Source organism: Chryseobacterium sp. IT-36CA2 (genome assembly GCF_949767875.1).
Taxonomy (GTDB): domain Bacteria; phylum Bacteroidota; class Bacteroidia; order Flavobacteriales; family Weeksellaceae; genus Chryseobacterium.
On the sequence record NZ_CATKPG010000022.1, the window covers coordinates 64,271 to 89,765 of the forward strand.

A 25,495-nucleotide genomic window follows, 5' to 3' on the forward strand; every position below is an offset into this window, starting at 1 on the left:
CACAATGGAAAACAAGGAACAAACTACTCAAAATACTACACCAACTCCGGCAACATCTGCTGTAGAAAACAAGAAAAAGAAAAATAAAACCAATAAAATCAGAGCCATCATTTCCAATATCATCGTTTTTCTGGTGATTGGATTCGGATTATTTTGGTTAATCCGTGAATATTTTCATATCGGAAGCAAAACCTATACGGAAGCAGCACAGGTAGAGGAATTTATCAATCCTATCAATACGAGAGTTTCTGCTTATATCAAAGAAATTAAGTTCATAGAACATCAGCACGTAAAAAAAGGAGATACATTGGTAATCCTTGATGAACGTGAAATTCTTACCCAATTGGGGCAGGCAGAAGCAGCTTATCAGAATGCAATGGCTCAAAAAACAGCAACAAGTTCTTCCGTGAATACGGTTTCCAACAATATTAATGTAATGCAGTCCAATATTGCGGGAGCAAAAGCCAGATTATGGAATGCTGAACAGAATTTAAACCGATATAAAAACCTTTTGGCGGCCGAAGCCGTTACAAGACAGCAATATGATCAGATAAAGACAGAATACGATGCTCAAAAGGCAGCTTATGAAACGTTAGTGAATCAAAAACAATCAGCTAATCTTTCCACTACAGAAGTGAAAAGCAGACTGGGAATTAATGATGCAGAAATTAAAAGAACAAAATCTGCTTTGGATATGGCGAGAATCAATCTTTCATATACTGTTATTACGGCACCTTACTATGGAGTGATGGGAAGAAGAACAATTTCTGAAGGGCAGTTGATCCAACCGGGACAACAGGTGGCAACCATTGTACTGAATGGTCAAAAATGGGTAACCGCCAATTTCCTTGAAAGCCAGATGCCAAATATTAAAGTGGGAGAAAAAATTGCCATGACAGCTGATGCTTTAGGAGGTAAAAAATTCGAAGGAGTAGTAACAGCGGTTTCTGCAGCTACCGGATCAAGATATTCAAGCGTACCTACTGATAACTCTACGGGAAACTTCATCAAAGTACAGCAGAGAATTCCTGTAAGAATAGAATTTACAGCTTCCAACAAGAAAGAAGATCTGGATAAACTGAGTGCCGGAATGAACATGAACGTGAATATTAATAAAGACTAAAAGATGGAAGATATCAGATTCCAGACATTATGCGTATGGAAAGCTAAGGGTGAATGTTGGAAGTCTGCCATCTGATATCTGAAATCTACTACCTAAAAAACATGTACAACAAAGGATTATATAGCGATTGGGTACCAAAACCCGTACAGCTGCTGCTGATTGTATTACTGCTTGCTGTGGTAATGCCTATCGGTGGGGTGTACACGGGAAATATCAGTTCTCTGGTAAGTGGTACCGGCGCCATGACAGAATATTTTATGTGGGCTAACTACGCCACTACCATTGGGATGGGAGCCTGCATGCCTGTTGTTATCAGAATCAAAATGAGATTCAAAGTAAGAGATAAACTGGTTTTACTTCTGGTACTTTTAGGATTGCTCAGCTATGTGAACGGGACTACTTTACAGCCAATGGTCTTCATATTTACTTCTCTACTGATTGGTTTTATGAAAATGATGGTTACTATAGAGCTGTTCCTGCCATTAATGGTGATGATTGGAAACCGCGGTATGTTTTACGGAGCTTTCTATACATTCGTTTTGGTAATGAATCAGGTGGCTACCTATTATGCCGCAGAGTTTGCTCTAATCTACAACTGGCAGCAGTTTTATCTGTTCACAGCAGTTTTATGCTTTATTTTAGCTTTAATACACTGGATTTTTATGCATGATAAATATTTTGCACTAAAAGTTCCTCTGCATTATATTGACTGGTTGAGTATTTTACTTTTCATCTCCACTTTTATGTTTTCGGCGTATGTGTATTCATTTGGGAGACAGCAGGATTGGTTCAATTCTAAAAATATCATGAATGCAAGTATTGCAGCTTTTGTAAGTTTTGCACTGCTTTCTATTCGTCAGTTAACTTTAAAACGACCATATCTTTCGTTCAAAATTTTCAAAAAAAATAATGTACAGCATGGTTTGTTTATGCTTTTCTGGCTGGGAATGTTTTTAGGAACGGCATCCATTCAGAATACTTTTGCAGTCGGAGTATTGGGATATGATCAATTGACAAATACCAGACTGAGTTTACTGATGATTCCCGGAATTATTCTGGCCGGAGTCATTGCTATTTTCTGGTTCAAAAAAGAAAAACCTTTAAAAATGTATATTTTTTCCGGTTTTGCCGCAATGATTGGCTATGCCATTATTATGTACTTTTCTATGGTACTGGAATTCAGTTATCACAACTGGTATCTGCCGATGTTCTTAAAAGGTTATGGAATGTGTTCACTGTTTATTTCCATATGGTTTTATACGCTGGATAAGCTTGAAATGGATGAAATGCTGGCAGCCATCGGGCTTGTATTGGTTTGGAGAACTTTCCTTGCCGTAGGAATCTTTTCAACACTGTATTCATGGTTTCAGTATCGTTTTCAGGTTACTGCAATTGGTGATCTTGCTGTTTATATGGACGGAATGACCATTACTCCTCAGAATGTAGCATCTAATATGAAAGCCATTCAGCTTAATGCTATTATCATAGCCACCAAAAAGATATTTGGATATATTATTCTGGTGGGATTTGGAGTGCTGATTTATGTTGCAACCCATCATTTCGGAGCAAAACGATTCCAATATTTCAGATTTATAAGAGTTCTGGGTGGTAAATCCGTCATAGCGAGAAGAAGACTTCGCGAAAGAAAAAAATTATTAGAAGATATAAAAGATGCAGCAGGGCCTGCAGTATAAAAAATACCTTGTTTTTACCAGTAAAATCCTGGTTCTTCGTTGGGCTGGGATTTTACGTTTTTAATGAAGGAGCCGGATGCTGGAAGAGGGAAGTAATGAAAGACGGTTTATAGCTGTTTGTTTCTTTATTCCAAAAGAGATTCTTAGAACTTTTATTGATTTACAGGTCATCAATAACTTCCAGCTCCCTTCTTCCAGCTTCCATTTTTTTATAAAAAAGGTTAAATCTCATATTTTGTTATTTTTATTCTTTCTAAATAAGAATTATCTTTGTGAGATTATAAAACGTTGAGTAGAAAGAATGAAAAAGCAGTATGCATTCATAGGTCTTTTAGCTTCGGGAGTATTATTTTCCCAGACAGCGAAAGATTCTATAGCCTCTAAGGGTATTGAAGATGTGGTAATCGTAGCCTCCAGAAAACCTACAAAAATCTCAGAAGTTCCGGGAACGGTTTGGGTCGTACAGAAAGAAAAGATTCAGGAACAGGCTAAAAGTGGAGTTCCCATCAAAGAAATGTTGTCGATTCTGATTCCCTCTATGGATATTGGTCCACAGGGAAGAACCAATTACGGACAGAATATGAGAGGACGTTCGGCACTGGTAATGATCGACGGTGTTTCCCTGAACAGTATTCGTGCCATAAGCCGTCAGCTGGATGCCATTGATCCGTTTAATATTGAAAGAATTGAAGTGCTTTCAGGGGCAAGCTCAATTTACGGAGGTAACGCGACTGGCGGAATTATCAATATCATTACCAAAACACCTTCCAAAAAAGGAATCAGTGGTGAAACTGAATTGGGAGTACGTACCGGATTTATGGGAAAAGATGATCATGATTTTCGTGCTGCTCAGTCTATTGCAGCAAAAGGAGATAAATTTTTCGGAAGATTGGGAGTGGCTTATCAGCAAAATGGAGGTGTCTATGGTGCGGATCAGAAACAGCTTTTCACAGATATTACACAGACGGATCTTCAGTATAATCAGTCGATTGATATTTTGGCTACAGGAGGATATCAGTTTAACAATAAACACAAAATAACAGCTTCTGTTCAGTATTACAACTCTAAATTTAATGGAGACAGAAGTTTATTTTTAGGTCAAAACCTAAGTGCATTCACGACAAAAAATGCGTCGTTATTGGAAATGAGAGATGGTTTCTCATCTGATAAAAACGTAGGAACAGAACGTTATATGGCAACCGTAGCCTATAACGGAAACGGAATTTTAGGCGGACAGGATTTGTATGTACAATTGGCTACCCGAGGTGAAAAATTAGGATTCTATCCATTCCCCGGAAATGTTACTTTACAGACCAGTAAAATACCATATATGTCCTCTTCACAGCAGGATACCTATTATTCCGGGATTAAAGCTTTATTATCAAAATCATGGCGGGGGCTGAATGTTACCTATGGAGCAGATTTCGATTTTGAAAAATTTGAGGGAACACAATCTGTTTATGATATTGCAAAGACAATGTCCAGCGGAGGTTTGGTAAATGAAACAAGATACAGCTTGGGAAGATATCCTACCAATCATTCACAGAGTTATGCGGGATATGTTCAGGCAAAATATAATATTCTTCCCAAATTACAATTGAATGCAGGAATCCGTTATCAGCATATCAACGTAAAAATGGATGACTTCGTAGGTTCAGAGCAGCAGACTCAGGTTGCCATGGGATATGGAAGTTCAGCATCCGCAATTCCTGGTGGTGAAAGTTCTTATAACGTGACATTGGCCAATGCAGGATTGTTGTACAAATTCAATGAGCAGCATCAGGTTTGGGGAACTTTTTCCCAGGGAGCAAGTCTAGCCGATCCTGCCAAATTTTACGGAATCGGACAATACAAACTGGTAGGAACCAACTGGGATGTTGTATCCAGTATCAACGTAAAAGAACAGCCGCTACAGGCTATCAAAACGAATCAGTTTGAGGTAGGTTACCGTGTTAACAAAGGTGGTTTAAGAGCTCAGATTGCCGGATTTTTAAGTAATTCAGACAAAACCGTTGCTGTAGACAAAAAAACATTCCAGATCTTGGTAAATGATTTGAAATTAAGAAATATGGGAATAGAAGCTGAGGTTTCTTATTCCTTAAACAATGGCGTTTATTTCGGGGCGAGCGGTCTTTTGATCAAATCTGAGGTTGATAACAAGGGAGAATGGCAGAAACAGGAAATTTACAACGCTTCTCCTTCAAAACTGGTAACGTATATCGGATATAACATTCAAAACTGGTCGTTCAGATTCCAGTCTTTGCAAAACTTCAAACAGAAAGACGAACTTAATAATGTGGTGGAAGGCTATAATACTTCAGATCTGATGGTTGGATATAAATTCCATTTTGGAAAATTCAATTTAGGAATCCAGAATCTGTTCAATACAGATTATCAGACAATATGGAGCAAGCGTTCACAGGTTCTGTATTCTACTTACGGACTTCCGGAATTGTTTAATTATAAAGGAAGAGGAAGAACATTCAACCTTTCTTACACTTTTGAATTTTAAAAATAAGATGAAGGTAAAAATGCCTTAATCTGAAAACATATTGTATTTCAAATCCGGTTTCTGAAATTAATCGGAAATCGGATTTTAATTTTTTTAAAAAAAATCAGTTATGGCTAAAATTTCAACAGGGCAGATTGTTGCCGAAGTAACCAGAAAAGAATACATTACTGACCATTTTATCAGAGTGTATTTGTACTCACCAGAAGTTCATTTGTTCAAAAATACGATGATGGGAGATAATAATAAGATTGCCGTTCCTCCGACTGGACTGAATGAAATTCATTTCCCTACACTGGATGAAAACCATCAGTGGGTGTATCCACCAAAAGAAGTTGCTCCATCCATCAGAACTTATACCCACAGAGGAATTGATCTGGAAAAAAATGAATTAGTCATCGACTTTGTAGATCATGGAGACGGCGGCCCTGCCTCCAAATGGGTGAGGGAAGCTGAAGCAGGCTCAAAGTTGGGAGTGATGATGCGTTTGGAAGGTAAGGAGTTGTATCCCGCTGCAGATTGGTATCTGCTTGTGGGAGATGCTACGGCCATTCCAGTGATCAGTGCTATTCTGGAAACACTTCCTGCAATGGCAAAAGGAATATGTATCATCGAAGTTCATGGAAAGGAAGATGAACAGCTGCTTGAAACGAAAGCTCAAATTGATTTTAAATGGTTACATAATACCCAGCCTCAGATCAGCAGTGAAATTTCAAATGCAGTAAAAAGTATTGAGATTCCTGAGACTACAAAGTTTGGTTATGTAGCTTGTGAATTCTCAAGTGTGAAAGAAATCCGTACCTATCTGAGAAAAGAAAAAAACTGGACTTCCCAGGAATTATATGCCTATTCTTATTGGAAAGCAGGTGTTGCAGAAAATGAATCTCAGGCGGACAGACATAAGGAGAAGGATTCGATGGAGTAGATGGCGGATTTAGGTAGCAGGTTAAAGAAGTTAGGTAGCAGGGATTAGGGTTTATGGATTTTAGAGTTTAAAGCTGTGGGTAACTAAGAACAATAATAACCAGCAACTCGTACCTTGCAACTATCATCCCGTAGCAAATAAACCAGCTACTTGCAACAAAATAAACTCGCAACTATTCCTCTGAACCCGTATCTTTGCATTATGAAAGATTTAATGGGCAGAGCGATCTGGGATTATTACCACAATGACAATCCTGAAGATCTGCAGACAGAAACGTCAATTTCTGAGCTGGATGAACTTCCGGTAGATTATTTATTCAGAGATTTTGAAGAAATGAATGATATTGAGCAGAAAGCACTGCAGTTAACCGAAGGAAAAATTTTGGATATCGGAGCGGGTGCAGGTTCTCATTCTTTATACCTTCAAAATGAAAGAAATCTTGAGGTGACTGCATTGGATATTTCACCAAAATCTATTGAGGTTTGTAAGCTTAGAGGTATTAAAAAAGCAGTTTGTGAAAATATGCTTGATTTCTCAGGAGAAACTTTCGATACTATTTTATTATTAATGAACGGTACCGGAGTTTTTGAAAGCCTTGCTAAAATAGATCCCTATCTTCAAAAACTGCATACTTTACTGAATGATGGCGGACAGGTTTTAATTGACAGTACAGATATCCTTTATATGTTCGACCGTGATAAAGATGGTGGAGTATATATTCCTGCCGGTGGATATTACGGAGAATTGGAGTATGTGGTTCATTATAAAGGGGAATCTGAAGAACCGATTACATGGCTATATCTTGACTTCAACACGTTGAAAAATGCGGCTCAAAACAACGGCTTTAAAATAGAAAGAGTTCTGAAAGATGAGGATTCTTATCTGGCAAAACTAACTAAGAAATAATTAACGACAAGTCATTGCGAGCTGAAAGCGAAGCAATCTCACGAATTAATATATTGTCATTCTGTAAACAGGAATGACTTTTTTTGTACTATTTCTAGCCCCGATAGTAACGGTTACCCCACAGTATGCGGTTGGTTTTTTGATCAGGCACGAGGAGTAAAAGTGGATAGCGGGAAACAGCTCCTTATTATGGTCTGAACAGATGGATGACTCTTGCAAACGGATCATAAAAAAGAAAGGCTGCTTCTAGTGAAACAGCCTGTTATCTTATGTTGAGGTTAATTATCCAATCTCAATCCCGTTTTCAACATTACTGTCGTCCGGTGTTACGAAAGATAATTTTCCGTCTGGTTTTGTTGTTAATAATAACATTCCCTGAGATTCAATTCCTCTGATTTTTCTTGGAGCAAGGTTCAGAAGGATCATTACCTGCTTACCGATTACTTCTTCAGGAGAGAAACTTTCTGCAATACCAGAAACAACAGTTCTTACATCTACACCTGTATCTACAGTAAGTTTTAATAATTTGTCTGCTTTTTCTACTTTTTCAGCTTCTGTAATGGTTGCTGTTCTAAGGTCTATTTTAGTAAAGTCATCAAACGTGATCTCTTCTTTCATAGGGTTTGCGTTAGGGTTTGTCTTTTTATTGTTTTGTTTTGTATCTTCTAATTTCTGGATCTGAGCTTCAATGACATTATCCTCAATTTTTGAGAAAAGAAGTGATGATTCATTGATTTTATGTCCTGTTTCAATTAAAATTGACTGCGTTTCAATTGTATTCCAATCTTTCTTCTCAACATTGAACATGTTCAATAACTTTTCAGAGCTGAAAGGCATGAAAGGTTCGCATAACTGAGCTAATGCAACAGCTATTTGTGCTCCAACGAATAAAGATTGAGCCGCTTTTTCTGGGTTATCTTTAATGGTTTTCCAAGGTTCCTCTGTCTGAAGGTATTGGTTCCCAAAACGGGCAAGGTTCATTAATGCAGTTAATGAATTTCTGAATTCATAATTTTCAAGGAATCCAGAAATTTCTTTCGCAGACTTACTTATTTCCTGCAATTCAGGACTATTTACATCACCTTGTGGAACAACTCCGTCGTAATATTTATGAATAAGAACTGCAACTCTGTTGATGAAGTTTCCGAAAATCCCTACCAATTCAGAATTATTCTTAGTCTGGAAATCCTTCCATGTAAAGTTGTTATCCTTCGTTTCCGGAGCAGATGAAAGAAGAGCATATCTTAAAACATCCTGTTGTCCAGGGAAATCTTCCACATATTCATGAGCCCATACTGCCCAGTTTCTTGATGTTGAGATTTTATCATTCTCAAGATTCAGGAATTCAAATGCAGGAACATTAGCCGGCATAATATAATCTCCATGAGCCTTCATCATGGCCGGGAAAATAATACAGTGGAATACAATATTATCTTTTCCGATAAAGTGTACCAGGTCACTGTTTTCACTCTGCCAGTAATCTTTCCAGTCTTTTCCGTTTTTCTCAGCCCATTCTTTGGTGAAAGAGATATAACCGATAGGAGCATCAAACCATACGTATAATACTTTTCCTTCAGCATTCGGAAGAGGAACAGGAACTCCCCAGTTCAGGTCTCTGGTCATTGCACGAGGCTTAAGACCGTCATTCAACCATGACTTAACCTGTCCGTACACGTTAGGCTTCCAGTCATCTTTATGACCTTCAATGATCCAATCATTTAAAAAATCTTCGTATTCGTTTAATGGAAGATACCAGTTTTTTGTTTCTTTAAGGATAGGAACATTTCCGCTAAGCATTGATTTCGGATTGATCAGTTCAGAAGGAGAAAGGGTAGAACCGCATTTCTCGCACTGGTCACCATAAGCGTTTTCGTTACCACAATTAGGACATGTTCCTACAATATAACGGTCAGCAAGGAATTCTCCTGCCTGCTCATCAAAATACTGCTCAGAAATTTCTTCTGTGAATTTTCCTTTCTCGTATAAAACCTTGAAGAAATCCTGACTGGTTTCATAATGATTTTTAGACGTTGTTCTTGAATATTCATCAAATGAAATTCCCAGATCTGAAAAAGATTTTTTAATGATCTCGTGATATTTGTCAACGATATCCTGAGGGGTAACTCCTTCTTTTTTAGCTCTTATGGTAATAGGAATCCCGTGCTCATCTGATCCACAGATAAACGCTACATCTTTTCCTAATCTTCTCTGAAATCTTGCGTAAACATCCGCAGGAATATAAACACCTGCCAAATGTCCTATATGAACCGGCCCGTTTGCATAAGGCAAAGCTGCCGTAATCATCTTTCTGTTTGACATTTATAGTAAAGTTTAAATGCAAAGATAAGGAATATCTGCTGAATACCGCTATTGGTGGTATTATTATGAGGAATAAAGCAATTTTGAAAGGTTGAATATGAAATTAAGTTAAACAATCGTTTAACAAATTGTTAAATTAAAACAAATATTATGCAAAGCATAAGATGCTGTAAAATATTGGACTGTAAAAAACTAACTAAAACCCGTTTCGTAATATACATAATTTTAGATAAAATTATATTAAATTTATGATAATTCCAATTTTTTTATAAATTGCGAGTCTGGCTCGAGGCCAAAAAATGACTGAAAAAAAACGAAACTATAAAAAATATGATTGTGAAGAACTTTACAACAGTTTTGAAAATTGCGCCCGCTTTTTTATTGGCAAGTACAGTAATACACGCGCAGAAAAAGGATTCCCTTCCTCAAGAGAAGAAAATTGACGAAGTGGTTTTGATCGGATATGGTAAGCAGAAAAAGACGGATCTTACAGGATCTATTTCTTCTATAACATCCAAAGATTTTAATGGTGGAGCAGCCACTGCTGATCAACTAATTGTTGGTAAAACTCCTGGGGTACAAATTACCGGCAATAGCGGTGCTCCTGGTTCAGGTTCTACAATTAGAGTAAGAGGTGGTTCTTCATTCATTAATAATGATCCGCTAATTGTTATTGATGGTGTTCCTATTGATTTTAACAGTTTAAGTGGAGCAACGAATCCGTTATCATTGATTAATCCAAATGATATCGAAACATTTGATATCTTAAAAGATGCATCTTCTGCAGCTATTTACGGTAATAGAGCTTCGAACGGGGTTATATTAATTACAACGAAAAAAGGTACTGCAGGTAAATTCAAGGTAAATTTCAATACTAATTTTTCTGTCTCTACTAAAATGGGTAATGTAGATGTTTTAGATGCTGATCAGTTTAGAAGTTTTGTGAATACTTATGGAACGGATGTTCAAAAATCTTATCTCGGTACTGCAGACACTAACTGGCAGGATAAAATTTATCAACAAGCCTGGGGAACAGACAATAATGTTGCATTTTCAGGAGGTGTAAAAGGTTTGCCATATAGAGTTTCTCTGGGGTACAACGAGCAAAACGGGATTGTAAGGACAAATGAATTCAGAAGAACTTCATTAGGTTTAAATTTTTCGCCTAAATTTTTTGATAATCATTTAACTGTTAATGGTAATTTAAAAGGAACTTTTTCTGAGAATAGATTTCCAGATGCTGGAGCTATTGGAGCATCTATTTATTTTGATCCAACGCAACCTGTATATTCAGGGAATTCTAAATATGGAGGATATTACGAATGGTTAGATCCTGCCAACACTGCTACAGGTTTAAACGTAAATGGAACAAGAAACCCATTAGGTTTATTATATGGTAAAAGAGATATTTCATCTGTCTTTAGGGTCATTCCAAGTTTACAACTAGATTATAAGTTTCATTTCTTACCTGATTTAAGACTGAATATAACAGGATCTTATGATTATGCAAAAAGTGATGGCTCTGTTAACACATATAAAGAGTACGCTCAAGGAATTGGAACTTTAGGGTCTTATCGTTCATATTCACAGGAAATTAAAAGTAAATTATTTGAATCTTATCTAAATTATGCAAAAAAGATTAATGCAATTAATACAACTGTAGATATTATTGGCGGTTATTCTTATCAAGATACAAGATCAATTACTCCGGAAGCTCCTACATATTATGGAAATGGTCAAAAAACCGATTTTTCAACTGCAGGAGATACACAGAGAACTTTACTGTCTTTTTATGCCAGAGGTATTTTTACTATAGCAGATAAGTATGTTATCAATGGTTCTATCAGAAGAGACGGATCTTCTACATTCTGGAATGGAGCAGATAAAAGCCAGTTATGGGGTAATTTTCCAGCAGTGTCAGTTGCATGGAAAATTAATGAAGAAAGCTTCTTAAAGGGTATTTCAGCAATTAAATCATTAAAAATAAGAGCAGGTTGGGGGAAAACAGGTCAGCAAGAAACAGGTAATTTCTATCCTGCATTTGGTTCTTATTCTTATAGTAATAGTAGCACGGCGCAGTATCAGTTTGGTAATAGTTTCTATACTTTACTCCGTCCAGATGTTTACAATCCAAACTTGGTTTGGGAAACAACAACTACTAAAAACTTAGGTTTAGACTTTGCAATTTTAAATAATAGAATTAGTGGTTCAATAGATTATTTTGATAAAAAATCTGAAAATCTTATTGCAAAAGTACCCACTTGGGCAGGCGATTTAAGTAACTTTAATATTAAAAATGTTGGAATTATTGCCAATAAAGGTTTTGAAGCTAACTTGAATTTGGTTCCGGTGAAAAATGAAAACGTAACTTGGGATGTAAATCTTAATGCTACTAGATTTAATCCTAGGGTTACAAGTTTATCTCAATACGTAGATTCATCATATAAAATTCAAGTGGGAACGCTTACTGGTATTAATAACTATATTCAAGCAATTACAGTTGGTCAGCCCCTAAATGCATTTTATGTTTATCAACAAGTCTATGATAGTAACGGAAAACCTCTAGAGGGAGTTTATGTTGACAGAAATGGTGATGGGAAATCTACTGAAGATGATAAATATTTCTACAAATCTCCAAACCCTGATGTAATTTTAGGCTTTTCTACAAAGGTAAGTGTAAAAAAATGGGAATTTAGCACATCGCTTAGAGCTGTTTTAGGAAATTACGTTTATAATAATTCTGCTTCTAATAGCTCAATTGCAAATATTCAGGCGAATAATTTCTTGAGTAATACAAATTCAAGTGTTTTAACAACACAGTTTGCTGCAACACAACTTTTCTCGGATATGTTCATTGAAGATGCATCATTCCTTAGAATGGATAATTTCTCAATTGCTTATAATGCGGGAGAATTTATGGGAAAAGGAACAAATTTAAGAGTAAATGCAATGGCACAAAATGTTTTTGTAATTACAAAATATAAAGGTATAGATCCTGAGGTATTTGGAGGAATTGATAATGGTTTCTATCAAAGACCAAAAGTGTATTCAGTAGGGTTTAACTTCCAATTTTAATCAACATGAAAAATAAATATTTATATAAAAAATTAATTATAGGGTCTATTACTCTAGGGACTCTATTTTTTGCAGGTTCTTGTACACAAGATCTTGAGAGAGAACCAAGTCTAGGATTAACGGCTTCTGTTTTATACAAAGATTTTAATAATTATAAACCTGCTCTAGCTAAAATTTATGCAGGATTAGCAATTGGCGGTCAAGGAGATCAAAATAATGCAGACGGAAATACTGATATAGGCGGAATTGACGGAGGTTTCTCAAACTATCTTCGTCAAATGTACAGTATGCAGGTTTTAACAACAGATGAAGCTGTTATTGCTTGGGCTGATTCAGGCCTTCCAGAAATGCACAATATGACTTGGAATGCTTCCAATCCGTTTGTTGCAGCAATATACTATAGAATATTCAACGTAATTGCGGTAAGTAATGAATTTATTAAAAATACGACTGACGAAAAACTTTCTACAAACGGAATTACTGGGACTAATCTTACAGAAGCGAAATATATGCGTGCAGAAGCTCGTTTTCTAAGAGCTCAATCGTATTATCATGCAATGGATTTATTTGGAAATGTACCAATGGTAACTGAGACCACTGATATTATTAATACGCCTCCTCCAAGAATTGCCAGAGCAGAGCTATTCAAATATGTAGAGTCTGAGCTTTTAGCTTGTGCAAATGATCTTAAAGATGCAAGAAGTAATGAGTATGGCAGAGCAGATAAAGCTGCTGCTTGGTCTTTATTAGCAAGATTATATTTAAACGCACAAGTTTATACGGGTACAGCAAGATATACGGATTGTATTACCTACTGTAATAAAATAATAAACGCAGGATATTCATTAAAATCAAACTATTCATCATTATTTATGGCAGATAATAATGTAAATAATCCTGAAGTTATTTTATCTGTAAACTACGATGGTACAAGCACAAAAACTTATGGAGGTTCAACTTTTATGGTACACGCTGCAGTTGGAGGTTCGATGCCTGCTTCTCAGTTCGGAATCAATGGAGGTTGGGGTGGTATAAGAACTACGAAATCTTTTGTTAATCTATTTACTGGTTCTCCAAATGATCAAAGAGGAAATTTCTATACAAGTGGTCAGAATTTAGAAATAAATAATATATCAACATTTACAGATGGTTATGCATTTGTTAAATATAAAAATATAAAGTATTCTAATGGTGCCCCTGGATCAGATGCATCAGGTAATTTCGTTGACGCAGATATTCCTTTATATCGTTTAGCAGATATTTATCTTATGTATGGTGAAGCCGTTTCAAGAGGTGGATCAGGAGGAGATGCGGCCACAGCATTAGGATATGTAAATGCCTTAAGAATGAGAGCAGGAGGAACTACTGTTGCTTCACTTAATATCGATTTTTTCTTAGATGAAAGATCTAGAGAAATGTCTTGGGAAGCAACGAGAAGAACTGACCTAATTCGTTATGGTAAATTTACTTCAGGTTCATATCTATGGCCTTGGAAAGGTGGTGTAAAAGATGGTAAAGGAGTTGAAGATTATAGAAACTTATTTCCAATTCCTGCTAACGACATCGTTGCTAACCCTAATCTTGTTCAGAATCCTGGCTATTAATTAAAAACACTATTATAATGAAAAATTTATTCAAAATATTAGCCCTGGTTTTTACCGGACTATTAGTTTTTTCCTGTGAAAAAGACGAGGATCAGGCAGTTATTAATGAAACATCTGCAAGTAAGTTATCTGCTGATAAAAGTGCAGTTGTTCTTAATGAGCTCAATGCTAATGTTGCTGTAATCACTTTTAACTGGACAAAACCTACATACAATATTTCCGTTGTTTCCAGTCAACAATTAGAATTTGGAATTAAAGGGAATGGCTTCAAAAATAGTGCGACTGTTGACTTTTCCAACGATATGACTTCTGGTCCTGTTACTAATGCTTCTATGAACGCTGCTATGTTCAGTATCGGAGCTACACCGGATGTTGTGAATGATATTGAGGTAAGATTGAAGACTTCTGTGGGGTCTGCAGCTTTTTATTCCAATGTAATAGCACTCAAAGTAACTCCTTATACTCCAAACCCGGATTTGGTATATCCTAAGATCAATGTACCAGGAAGCTATGCAGGAGCTGCAGGGTATGCAGACTGGACTCCAGCCAACTCACCTAATTTGTTTTCTCCTGGAAAGAATGATGAGTACAGAGGATTTATCTGGATCAATACTGTTGCTGGTGCTGAAGATGGAAAATATAAATTTGCAATCAATCAGGACTGGCCAGGAAATAAAGGAGATGACGGAAGCAATTCTGGAAAATTGAAAGCAGATGGAGACAATATAAAAGCTCCAGCTGCAGGAACATACTACATTAAAGTAAACTGGGCTGCCAATACCTATTCTTCAGTTATTGCAAACTTTGGGGTGATTGGTGACGCTACTCCTACAGGATGGGGATCAGATACTGATTTTGTATATAATCCTGCAACTAAGACTTTTGTGATTAATTCTATTGCTTTATCTACTACAGGAGTATTTAAATTCAGAGCTAATGATGATTGGGCGATGAAATTCCAGCCAAAAGATGCAGATCAGACTTTGGTTTCCGGAACTGCTGTTCAGTCTTATTTAAGTTCAGAGAACACTGTAACAGGAGATCCTGCATATAAAGTTTCACAGGCAGGTAATTATAAAATTGAGCTGGATTTACATAATTCAGCGTATTATAAGCTTACGATTACAAAATTATAAGAATATTGAGTTTATAAAAGCAAAGTGCTGCTTTATCGCAGCACTTTTTATCTATTTTTAAGTTAATTAAATAGTCATTATGAAGAAAATTACAGTTGGAGCGCTTTTGCTCTCAATGATGTTTACAGGTTTGAAAGCCCAATCTTTAAAATCTCCGGACGGAAAATTTGAAATGAATTTTCAGCTGAAAAGTGGAGTTCCATACTATAATCTGAAATATAACGGTGCGGTAGTGGTAGAAGATTCTAAATTGGGATTGAGATTATTTAAAGACACAGCTATAAAGTTTGCTTCCGAAATAGCCAAACCGGAAGATGCAAAATTCGATCTGAACAACGGTTTTGCAAAGACAGATGAAAAAAGAGATTCCAAAAATGAAACCTGGCAACCGGTTTTAGGAGAAAAGAAAAACTATATCAATAACTACAATGAGCTGGCAGTTACCCTGAATCAGGCTTCTACAGACAGAAGTATTGTAGTGAAATTCAGATTATTCAATGATGGTCTGGGGTTCAGATATGAGTTTCCACAACAAAAAAATCTTAATTATTTCGTAATCAGAGAAGAAGATTCAGAAATTGATTTCCCTACTGATATGAAGGCATGGTGGATCGTTGCAGATTATGACTCTCAGGAATATCAGTATCAGGAAACAAAAGTTTCTGAAATTCCGGCAAAATGGGATAAAGCATATGATGCCAACGCTTCACAATCATTGGTGAAAAATGCAGTTCAGTCTCCATTGATGCTTAAAAAAGAAGGAAAAGAACCTTTGTATATCAACGTTGCAGAAGCAGCAGTGTTAGATTATCCGGCTTCACATCTTGAAGTAGATGCGCAGAATTATAAATTCAAAACGCATTTGACTGCGGACAGACAGGGAGCAAAAGGATATATTCAGACACCATCAGTAACGCCTTGGAGAACTATTATTGTAGCACCAAAAGCAGAGCAGGTGATGGATTCTAAAATGATATTCAACCTTAATGAACCTACAAAATACACAGATACTTCTTACATTCACCCTACAAAATACATGGGAGTTTGGTGGGAAATGATCATCGGAAAATCACAATGGGCCTATTCTACAGCTGAAAATGTTCATTTAGGTAAAACTGATTTTGCGAAATTAACTCCAAACGGAAAACACGCAGCCAACAATACAAAAGTTAAAGAATATATTGACTTCGCTGCAGAAAATGGATTCCAGGGATTATTGATTGAAGGTTGGAATATCGGTTGGGAAGACTGGTTCGGACATTCTAAAGAATTTGTTTTCGATTTCATTACCCCTTATCCGGATTTTGATATCAAAATGTTGAATGAATATGCCCATTCAAAAGGAATTAAGCTAATCATGCACCATGAAACTTCAGGTTCTGCTACGAACTATGAAAGATGGGCGGACAAAGCATTCCAAACCATGAATAAGTACGGCTATGATGCTGTGAAAACAGGATATGTAGGAGATATTATTCCTAGAGGAGAACATCATTATTCTCAATGGATGATTAATCACTATTATAGAATTGCAGAAAAAGCAAATGACTATAAAATCATGGTCAATTCTCACGAATCTGTACGTCCTACAGGAGAAAGCCGTACTTACCCGAACTATATTTCTGCAGAAGCAGCCCGCGGAACAGAATATGAAGCATTCGGAGGAAATAAACCGGATCACCAGACCGTTCTTCCGTTTACAAGATGGATGGGAGGTTCTATGGATTATACACCGGGAATTTTCCAAACAAAGCTAGACTATTATTTCCCTGGAGATAACCGTTCTGTGAAAACTACTTTAGTAAAACAGCTGGCACTTTATGTAACAATGTATATGCCGCTTCAGATGGCTGCTGATCTTCCTGAAAACTATAAAAAACATATGGATGCATTCCAGTTTATCAAGGATGTAGCAGCAGATTGGGATGATACGAAAATCTTATCTGCAGAACCGGGGGATTATGTAGTTACAGCAAGAAAAGCAAAAGGTACTGAAAACTGGTTTGTAGGAGGTATTACCGATGAAAATAAACGTGAATATACAGTAGACTTCTCTTTCTTAGACAAAGGGAAAAAATATGAAGCAACTATCTATGAAGATGGAAAAGATGCTGATTATATTGATAATCCTCAAAGTTATAACATTTATAAAAAAGAGATTACAAACAAGTCAAAAATTAATTTTAAAATGGCAAGAAGTGGCGGTTTCGCAATTTCTATTAAACCGGTAAAATAATTAATTTGAAGAAACACTAAGGTGCCCCGGTTCATCAAACTTTTGATGTCCGGGGTATTTTTTTAGGAGAAATTATTTATCTCCTGCCTGTTGGTTCAATGGTGAAAATTGGTATTCGGTGTCTGTTGCTGGTTCTTTTACAGATGAGGTTCTGCTTTTTATCTTTTCTTTGTATTCCTTCTGATACTGCTTTACCGTTTTTCCGGTACCGTCATGTCTCCATCCTGGTGAATAAAAAAGATACTTTATACGGTTTTTAAAAGATAATCCCGGCTGTCTGATGTCTTTTCCTATTCTTCTCCATTCATAGAAAAGCATGGTAGCTGGGTCTTTGGATTTAATTTTTGGATAAACCCCATATTTAACAGGTACTTCAGGGTCTTCTTTTTCAAAAGTTCCGAAAATTTTATCCCAAATAATCAGCCCCATTCCCATATTGCGGTCAAGATATTTAATATTACATGCATGATGTACCCTGTGGTGAGAAGGGGTAACCAGAATATACTCTAGGAATCCCATACTTTTAATGGATTGTGTGTGTACAAAAGTACCATAAATCTGTATGGCAGAATAGGCTACCAGAATATGCCATGGATGAAAACCCATAAAAGCTAATGGTGAGAAAAACAAATATCTGTACAATGGTTGAAACACCGGACTTCTGAATCCTGTACTGATATTGAAATAATCAGAATTATGGTGAGTGATATGCACTGCCCAGAAAACCCGTGAGTGATGATCTACGTAATGGTGAACATAATAAGCAAAATCCTGAGCCAGGAATACAGCAATCCAATACCAAATGCCTTCCTGCCAGTCGAAGATACGGTGATGGTAGAAAAACATCATGACAAATAAAGAGAAACCTTTCATAATGATGTCTAAACCATAATTGAGCAAAGCAAAAAGGACATTGGTTGCTACGTCCTTAGTTTCATAGATCTTTTCTTTATTAAAGTGGCTGTAGGCCATCTCTAAAAAAATAATCACAGCAAATACAGGAATGGTCCAGCTGTAAACAACATCCGGTCCCTCAGTTTTGAACATATTACTGAAATCAAACATTTCTTTTTTTCTGTAAAACTAGAAATAAAAAGAATGAAAAATCAACTTTCAGGATGAATTTTTTATGAAAAATTTAAGTTTTTTTAATAAAAATCTAAATAAGGGTGTTAAATTTTGAAACTTTACATTAACGGCAGCAAAAAAAGATACTCTACGCTCTATTTTTGAATGTATATATGAAAATTTAATGCTAAATTGAACACTAATATGAAGACAATATACGCTACATTAGCCCTTTCAATAGCTTCTGTTGCTTTTTCCCAAAAAACATTGGAAAGAGTAGAACCTGCTTTTTGGTGGAAGGGAATGAAAAACCCAGAACTACAGATTCTTGTTTACGGAAAAGACGTTGCCAACAACGAGATTATGCTTTCAGATGGAATTCAGATAAAAGACATCAGGAAAGTGGATAACCCGAATTATGTTTTTATTACGGTCAATACCAATGAAATAAACGTTCCGAAGTTTACCATCAATATTAAAAAAGATAAAAAAAATATCGGTGCTTATACTTACGAACTGAAGCAGAGAGAATCTGGTTCTGCCAATCGGGAATCTTTTACTTCAAAAGATGTGATGTACCTGATCATGCCTGACCGCTTTGCTAATGGTGACGAGAAGAATGATTCAAGGCAGGAGCTTACAGAAAAAGTAGACCGCAGTCTCCCTAATGGAAGACATGGTGGAGATCTCCGTGGTATTATCAATAATCTGGATTATATTCAGAATTTGGGTGCAACGGCGGTCTGGCTGACCCCTGTGAATGAGGACAACGAAAAAGTATATTCTTATCACGGCTATGCCCAAACCGATCTGTATAAAATAGATGGTCGCTATGGAACCAATGAGGAATACAAAACTTTATCTCAGGAGCTGAACAAACGAAAAATGATGTTGGTGATGGATTATGTAACCAACCATTGGGGAAGTTCACACTGGATGATTAAAGATCTACCATCAAAAGACTGGATACACTGGTTCGACGAAGGAGAGAATGGATTTAAACGTTCCAATTATAAAACGACCACACAGTTTGATATCAATGCTTCTGATATTGATAAAAAATATGCGTTGGATGGATGGTTTGATAAAACCATGCCGGATATTAATCAGAAAAATCCATTAGTTTTAAAATATCTGACTCAAAATGCTATTTGGTGGATAGAATATGCAGATCTGGGCGGCATCCGTGTGGACACTTACCCTTACAATGATAAAGAAGCCATGGCAAAATGGGCTAAGGCAATTACTGATGAATATCCGAAATTCAATATCGTAGGCGAAACCTGGTTATATACAGCCGCACAAATTGCAGCATGGCAGAAAGATTCCAAAGTGGGGGAGATTGCAGGATACAATTCAAACTTACCATCGGTAATGGATTTTATGCTGTTTGAAAATATGCCTAAAGCTCTTAAAGAAAAAGAAAGCTGGGATAAAGGTATGATCCGTATTTACGATTCTTTTACCAGTGATTTCCTATATCCGGATCTTAAAAATCTTTTAGTTTTCTTCGAAAATCATGATACCGAAAGATGGAACGAAATCTTTAACGCCAATCCCAATGCTTATAAAATGGCACTCGCCCTGATTTCAACGGTGAGAGGAACTCCACAGATCTATTACGGATCAGAAATAGGAATGCGTGGAGATAAAAATGCCGGAGGAGATGCCGATATCCGCAGAGATTTTCCGGGAGGCTGGAAATCTGATAAACAAAATGCTTTTCTTCCATCTGCTCAGACTCCGGAACAGAAAGAGTTTTTCCAGTTTACGCAAAAATTACTGAACTGGAGAAAAGGGAAAGATGTAATTCATAATGGGAAAACTAAAAATTTCGTTCCTCAGGATGGTGTTTTTGTTTACTTCAGATACAATGATAGAGAAAGTGTAATGGTGGTGATCAATAATAATGAAAAAGATCAGACATTAGATTTGAAGCGTTTTGCCGAATCTCTTAATGGATTTACAAAAGGAAAAGAGATTATCTCAGGAAAAGAAATTTCATTACAAAACAGTATGAATATTTCTGCAAAAACTCCGTTGATTATTGAACTCGAAAAATAATTATTATACATGAAAAAACTAACAACAGTTTATACGCTAATCCTATTTGTACTGGGCTTTTCTATATTCACTGCACAATCAAAAAATGCATTTGAAAAAGAAAAAGCAGAAATTAGTACGATGCTTGATGAGTTCAACATAGCAGCTGCTAAAGCGGATTACAATACTTATTTTAATTTCTTTGCAGATGAGTCTACCTTCATTGGAACAGATGCTACCGAAATCTGGAATAAAAAAGAATTCATGGTGTGGGCAAAACCTTATTTTGACAAAAAGAAAACCTGGAATTTTAAAGCGATTAAAAGAAATATCTATTTCAATAAAGATGGAAAATTGGCATGGTTTGATGAACTATTGGATACCCAAATGAAAATTTGTAGAGGTTCTGGTGTGGTAGAAAAGATCAACGGAAGCTGGAAGGTAAAACAATACGTTCTTTCCATGACGGTTCCTAATGAAGTGGTAGATAAGGTGGTTCCTGAAAAAGCACCAATTGAAGATGCATTAATTCAAAAACTGAAGTCGTAATGGCAGAAATGGTAGGAAGATATAATACAGGTCCATTTGGAAGAAGAAAAAAGCCCAATTTATCTATGCTCCAGATTATCAATATGAGCATGGGATTCCTGGGAATTCAGATGGCATTTGGCTTACAGAATGGAAATGCGAGCCGTATTCTTGGAAATTTAGGAGCTGATGTTCACGAATTATCCTGGTTCTGGTTGGTGGCCCCTGTTACAGGTTTGATTGTTCAGCCTATTATCGGCCACATGGGTGATAATACATGGAGTCCGCTGGGAAGAAGAAAACCTTACTTTTTAATTGGAGCTGTTTTGTGTGCCATTGGATTGGTACTCCTTCCTAATGCTGCTTCTATTACTCAGATGTTTGCTGCCAATGCTCTTTTATTAGCCGTAATATTTCTGGCTATGATGGATGCTTCGGTAAATATTGCAATGGAACCCTTCAGAGCTCTGGTAGGAGATATGCTCCCAAAACATCAGGGTACCATAGGATTTTCAGTACAAACTATTCTGATTGGAATAGGAGCCGTATTAGGTTCTTATTTACCGGATTGGTTAACAAAAATGGGGATCTCTAATGAAGCTCCGGAAGGATTTGTAGCAGATAATGTAATTTACTCTTTCTATATTGGTGCAGGATTGTTAATCATATCTATCTTATATACGATCATGACAACCAGAGAATATTCTCCACAGGAGTTTGCTGATTTTGATGATGGAAAGGAAGGTGAAAAGCATGAATCAAAATTTTCAGATATTTTCAAAGATTTTGCTGCGATTCCTGCACAGATGAAAAAGCTGGGAATTGTTCAGTTTTTCTCGTGGTTTGCATTGTTTACCATGTGGGTATTTACTACCAGTGCATTGGCAACTCATCATTTTGGGCTTTCTCCCGAAGACACCCATTCCAAAGCATTTAATGATGCAGGGGACCTTACAGGTAAACTTTTTGGAATGTACAATCTGTGGGCAATTCCGTTTGCTTTTTTATTGACACCTATTGCTAAACTAATTGGTAAAAAACAAACCCATGCCTTAGCTTTATTGTGTGGAGGTTTGGGACTTGTTTCAATGTATTTTATTAAAGATGTGAATAACTTATGGATCTCCATGATTGGATTAGGCTTCGCGTGGGCAAGTATTTTAGCAATGCCTTATGCCATGCTTATTGAGGTGATTCCACAACGGAAAATGGGAGTTTATATGGGAATATTTAACTTCTTTATCGTAATTCCGCAGATCATTAATGGTTTATTCGGAGGTCCCATTGTGAGTGGTATTTTTGGGAAACAGGCTATGGATTATGTTGTTGTAGGTGGTGTCTGCATGCTGATTGGAGCTGTATTGACCATGATTTTTGTTAAATCTGAAGATGAAACGCCTAAGGAAATTGAAGAAGAGATCAAACAGGTGCACTTTTAATAGAAACTAGAAGTTAATAATGTGATGTGTTTTGAAATGTAATTTGGAAAAATATCATAAAATTCAATAGGAGCGGGCTTTAGCCCGCTTTCTCTTTAAGTAACCATCAACTGGCTTTGGCCAAACCGTTCTTTCCTGTAAATTTTAGGTTCCCGGCTTGCAGCTTTCAAAATCCTGGAAGATCCATTTTACTTTTTTATCAATTATTTATATTATCAATTGAGATTTAATATTTTTTTAAGCTTATTCTGCTTTTTTAATCTCTAAATTAGATACACCAAATAATAAACAATGTACGATATTATCATTATTGGAACTGGAGCTGGAGGCTCAACGATGGCCTATAAACTGGCCGACAGCGGTAAAAAAATATTGATCTTGGAAAGAGGAGGATATGTTCCTGTAGAAAAAGAAAATTGGAACTCTGAGGAGGTTTTTGAGAAAAACAGATATACAACTACTGATCTTTGGCTGGATAAAAATGGAGAGAGCTTTAGACCCGGAATGCATTATAATGTAGGGGGAAATACCAAGTTCTATGGAGCTGCTTTGTTCCGGTTAAGAGAAGAAGATTTTAAGGAAATAAAGCATTATGGAGGGCTGTCACCGGCATGGCCAATTCAATATGAAGATTTGAAAGAGTATTATCTGGAAGCTGAACAACTGTTCCATGTACATGGTAAAAGAGGCTCAGATCCTACGGAACCTTTCGATGCGGAACCCTATCCTAATCCTCCATTACCACATGAACCCAGAATCCAGGAAATTTTTGATGAACTGAAAAATTATGGCTTACATCCTTTTGAATTGCCTATCGGAGTAAACTTTACACCTCATACTGCAGCTAATGCTCCCTATGCACTCGATCGCTTTGATGGTTTTCCCGATGCTTCCGAAAGAAAAGGAGATGCTCATATTTGTGCATTATCAAAAGCACTTGAATATCCTAATGTGGAGTTGATGATCAATTCAAAAGTAATAAAACTCAATGCCGATAGTTCAGGACAGAAAGTTACAGAGGTGATTATAGAGCAAAATGGTGAAACTAAAACATTAACTTCCGATATTGTGATTCTTTCTGCAGGAGCCATCAATTCAGCGGCAATTCTGCTGGAAAGTAAAAGCGAGCAATTTCCTAACGGACTTGCCAATACCTCAGATCAGGTAGGAAGAAATTATATGTTTCATCAGAATACTGCGTTGATTGCACTCTACACAGAACCCAATCCTACAAAATTTGGGAAGACATTTGGAATTAATGATTTCTACCATGCAACCACTCAGTACGAATTTCCTTTAGGACATATACAGATGCTGGGAAAATCAGATGAACATCAGATTAAGGCTGATAGTCCGGTTGCAGCACCGGGATTCACTTTTGAATTAATGGCCAGACATGCTGTCGATTTCTGGATGACTTCAGAAGATCTGCCGGATCCTGAAAACAGAGTAACAGTAGAAAACGGACAGATTAAACTCAGCTATACAGATAACAATCAAAAAGGACATGAATTTCTTAAATCAGAATTAATTAAAGCTTTAAAAGCATCCGGAAAGTTTGAAAGCTTCCTGTTTAAAGGATATTATTTCAGTAAAGGAATGGATATTGCTTCTCCGGCTCATCAAAATGGAACAACAAAAATGGGACTTGATCCGGCAAACTCAGTAGTAGATACTTATTGTAAAGCGCATGATCTTGAAAATCTTTATATTGTAGATGGCGGTTTTTTTGTTTCCAGTGGAGCAGTAAATCCTGCATTGACAATTGCTGCAATGGCATTGAGAGTAGGAGAGCATCTTAAAAACACTCTTTTTAAAATTTAATAGAAGCGGATTTTAGCCAAAACTTAAATCTATAATTAGTATTCAGAATCTGATAGTCTCCCACAAATTTCACAGATAACACAAATGTTTATGCTTATTCATATAATCTGCAATCCTTTAAATCTGTTAGTAAAGAACATCCAGTATAAAATTTTATCGCAGATAAAACCTTTGTGTATCCAATTTATAAATAATCTTCATTTTCTGAGCTCTCACACCCTTTTTACTTCCTGGATTTCCTTTCTTACCCTACATCAACTTTTAAAGCATCCACATCCCGTACATTTGTACTATAAATAATCACAGAAATGAAAACAGTATATCATAAAGCAGATTCAAGAGGCCATGCCAATCACGGATGGTTAAATTCTTACCATACATTCAGTTTTGCGAACTATCAAAACAGAGACAGAACAAATTTTGGTGTTTTAAGAGTATTGAACGATGACACCGTTTCGCAAGGAATGGGCTTCGGAACACATCCGCACAGAGACATGGAAATTATTTCAATTCCTTTGGAAGGAGATCTGGAGCATAAAGATTCAATGGGAACTACAGCGGTGATCAAAAAAGGCGAAATCCAGGTGATGAGTGCAGGAACCGGTGTAATGCACAGCGAATACAATAAAAACAAAGATGAAGAAGTAAAATTCCTTCAGATCTGGGTTTTCCCGAAAGAGCAGAATGTTGAACCAAGATATGATCAGAAAAGTATCAAAGAAGGTGAAAAAATCAATGGATTCCAGCAGATCTTATCTCCCAATAAAAATGATGACGGAGTATGGATTCATCAGGATGCATGGTTCAATCTAGCTAATTTTACAAAAGGAAACGGTAAGAATTATATGCTCAACAAAAAAGGAAACGGAGTCTATGCATTTGTTCTAAAAGGAAGTGCTAAAATAGGAGACCGTGTTCTGAATGAAAGAGACGGATTGGGAATCTGGGATACCCAGAGTTTTAATATCGAAGCTGTGGAAGATACCGAAGTATTATTAATGGAAGTCCCAATGGAACTGCCTTCTTATCTTAAATAAAAAACTAAATTTGTAATCTTAAAAATAAA

At 36.5% G+C, this 25,495-nt stretch carries 16 protein-coding genes; 14 read left to right on the forward strand and 2 right to left on the reverse strand.

All coding sequences use genetic code 11. The features are described 5' to 3' along the window. Positions 1 to 4: 4 nt before the first annotated feature. The 5 genes from ACM6F9_RS15190 (at position 5) to ACM6F9_RS15210 (ending at position 7,157) form a co-directional block, all read left to right on the forward strand. Positions 5 to 1,123 (forward strand): HlyD family secretion protein, encoded by a 1,119-nt coding sequence (locus ACM6F9_RS15190; RefSeq protein WP_414846482.1) that lies wholly within the window; start codon positions 5 to 7, stop codon positions 1,121 to 1,123. Between the two features lie 101 nt (positions 1,124 to 1,224). Then, positions 1,225 to 2,817 (forward strand): MFS transporter, encoded by a 1,593-nt coding sequence (locus ACM6F9_RS15195; protein WP_414846483.1) that lies wholly within the window; start codon positions 1,225 to 1,227, stop codon positions 2,815 to 2,817. A 301-nt stretch (positions 2,818 to 3,118) separates the two neighbouring features. Continuing rightward, positions 3,119 to 5,329: a TonB-dependent receptor gene (locus ACM6F9_RS15200; protein WP_414846484.1), complete on the forward strand. Its 2,211-nt coding sequence runs from the start codon at positions 3,119 to 3,121 to the stop codon at positions 5,327 to 5,329. Positions 5,330 to 5,438: 109 nt separating this feature from the next. Next, positions 5,439 to 6,251, forward strand: a complete 813-nt coding sequence (locus tag ACM6F9_RS15205; protein ID WP_414846485.1) for a siderophore-interacting protein — start codon at positions 5,439 to 5,441, stop codon at positions 6,249 to 6,251. A gap of 201 nt (positions 6,252 to 6,452) precedes the next feature. Then, complete coding sequence (locus ACM6F9_RS15210) at positions 6,453 to 7,157, forward strand: class I SAM-dependent methyltransferase (RefSeq protein ID WP_414846486.1); 705 nt, start codon at positions 6,453 to 6,455, stop codon at positions 7,155 to 7,157. A 282-nt stretch (positions 7,158 to 7,439) separates the two neighbouring features. Here the strand turns inward: ACM6F9_RS15210 and metG are convergent, their stop codons facing one another. Continuing rightward, positions 7,440 to 9,476 carry a methionine--tRNA ligase gene (gene metG, locus ACM6F9_RS15215; RefSeq protein WP_414846487.1) on the reverse strand — a complete coding sequence of 679 codons (2,037 nt, stop codon included), beginning with the start codon at positions 9,474 to 9,476 and terminating at the stop codon, positions 7,440 to 7,442. A 336-nt stretch (positions 9,477 to 9,812) separates the two neighbouring features. Here metG and ACM6F9_RS15220 point away from each other — a divergent pair, with 336 nt between their 5' ends. The 4 genes from ACM6F9_RS15220 to ACM6F9_RS15235 all read left to right on the forward strand — a co-directional run bounded on the left by ACM6F9_RS15220 (position 9,813) and on the right by ACM6F9_RS15235 (position 17,527). Then, positions 9,813 to 12,551, forward strand: a complete 2,739-nt coding sequence (locus tag ACM6F9_RS15220; RefSeq protein ID WP_414846488.1) for a SusC/RagA family TonB-linked outer membrane protein — start codon at positions 9,813 to 9,815, stop codon at positions 12,549 to 12,551. 5 nt (positions 12,552 to 12,556) lie between these two features. After that, entirely contained in the window at positions 12,557 to 14,155 is a 1,599-nt protein-coding gene (locus ACM6F9_RS15225; RefSeq protein ID WP_414846489.1) for a RagB/SusD family nutrient uptake outer membrane protein, read from the forward strand. 17 nt (positions 14,156 to 14,172) lie between these two features. Next, entirely contained in the window at positions 14,173 to 15,291 is a 1,119-nt protein-coding gene (locus ACM6F9_RS15230) for a SusE domain-containing protein (protein WP_414846490.1), read from the forward strand. A gap of 79 nt (positions 15,292 to 15,370) precedes the next feature. Further along, a complete protein-coding gene (locus ACM6F9_RS15235; protein WP_414846491.1) occupies positions 15,371 to 17,527 on the forward strand; it encodes a glycoside hydrolase family 97 protein in 2,157 nt (718 codons plus the stop codon). 72 nt (positions 17,528 to 17,599) lie between these two features. On the opposite strand, the gene ACM6F9_RS15240 is transcribed toward ACM6F9_RS15235, so the two are convergent. Further along, entirely contained in the window at positions 17,600 to 18,592 is a 993-nt protein-coding gene (locus tag ACM6F9_RS15240) for a sterol desaturase family protein (protein ID WP_414846492.1), read from the reverse strand. A gap of 207 nt (positions 18,593 to 18,799) precedes the next feature. On the opposite strand from ACM6F9_RS15240, the gene ACM6F9_RS15245 reads away from it, so the two are divergent. The 5 genes from ACM6F9_RS15245 (at position 18,800) to ACM6F9_RS15265 (ending at position 25,466) form a co-directional block, all read left to right on the forward strand. After that, a complete protein-coding gene (locus tag ACM6F9_RS15245) occupies positions 18,800 to 20,659 on the forward strand; it encodes a glycoside hydrolase family 13 protein (protein ID WP_414846493.1) in 1,860 nt (619 codons plus the stop codon). A 9-nt stretch (positions 20,660 to 20,668) separates the two neighbouring features. Further along, a complete protein-coding gene (locus ACM6F9_RS15250) occupies positions 20,669 to 21,187 on the forward strand; it encodes a nuclear transport factor 2 family protein (protein WP_414846494.1) in 519 nt (172 codons plus the stop codon). Beyond that, positions 21,187 to 22,605 carry an MFS transporter gene (locus tag ACM6F9_RS15255; RefSeq protein ID WP_414846495.1) on the forward strand — a complete coding sequence of 473 codons (1,419 nt, stop codon included), beginning with the start codon at positions 21,187 to 21,189 and terminating at the stop codon, positions 22,603 to 22,605. The genes ACM6F9_RS15250 and ACM6F9_RS15255 overlap by 1 nt, the downstream gene beginning before the upstream one ends. Positions 22,606 to 22,896: 291 nt before the next feature. Then, entirely contained in the window at positions 22,897 to 24,429 is a 1,533-nt protein-coding gene (locus ACM6F9_RS15260; RefSeq protein ID WP_414846496.1) for a GMC oxidoreductase, read from the forward strand. A gap of 308 nt (positions 24,430 to 24,737) precedes the next feature. After that, on the forward strand, positions 24,738 to 25,466 hold the full coding sequence (locus ACM6F9_RS15265) for a pirin family protein (protein ID WP_105701565.1): 729 nt from the start codon (positions 24,738 to 24,740) through the stop codon (positions 25,464 to 25,466). Positions 25,467 to 25,495 lie beyond the last annotated feature (29 nt).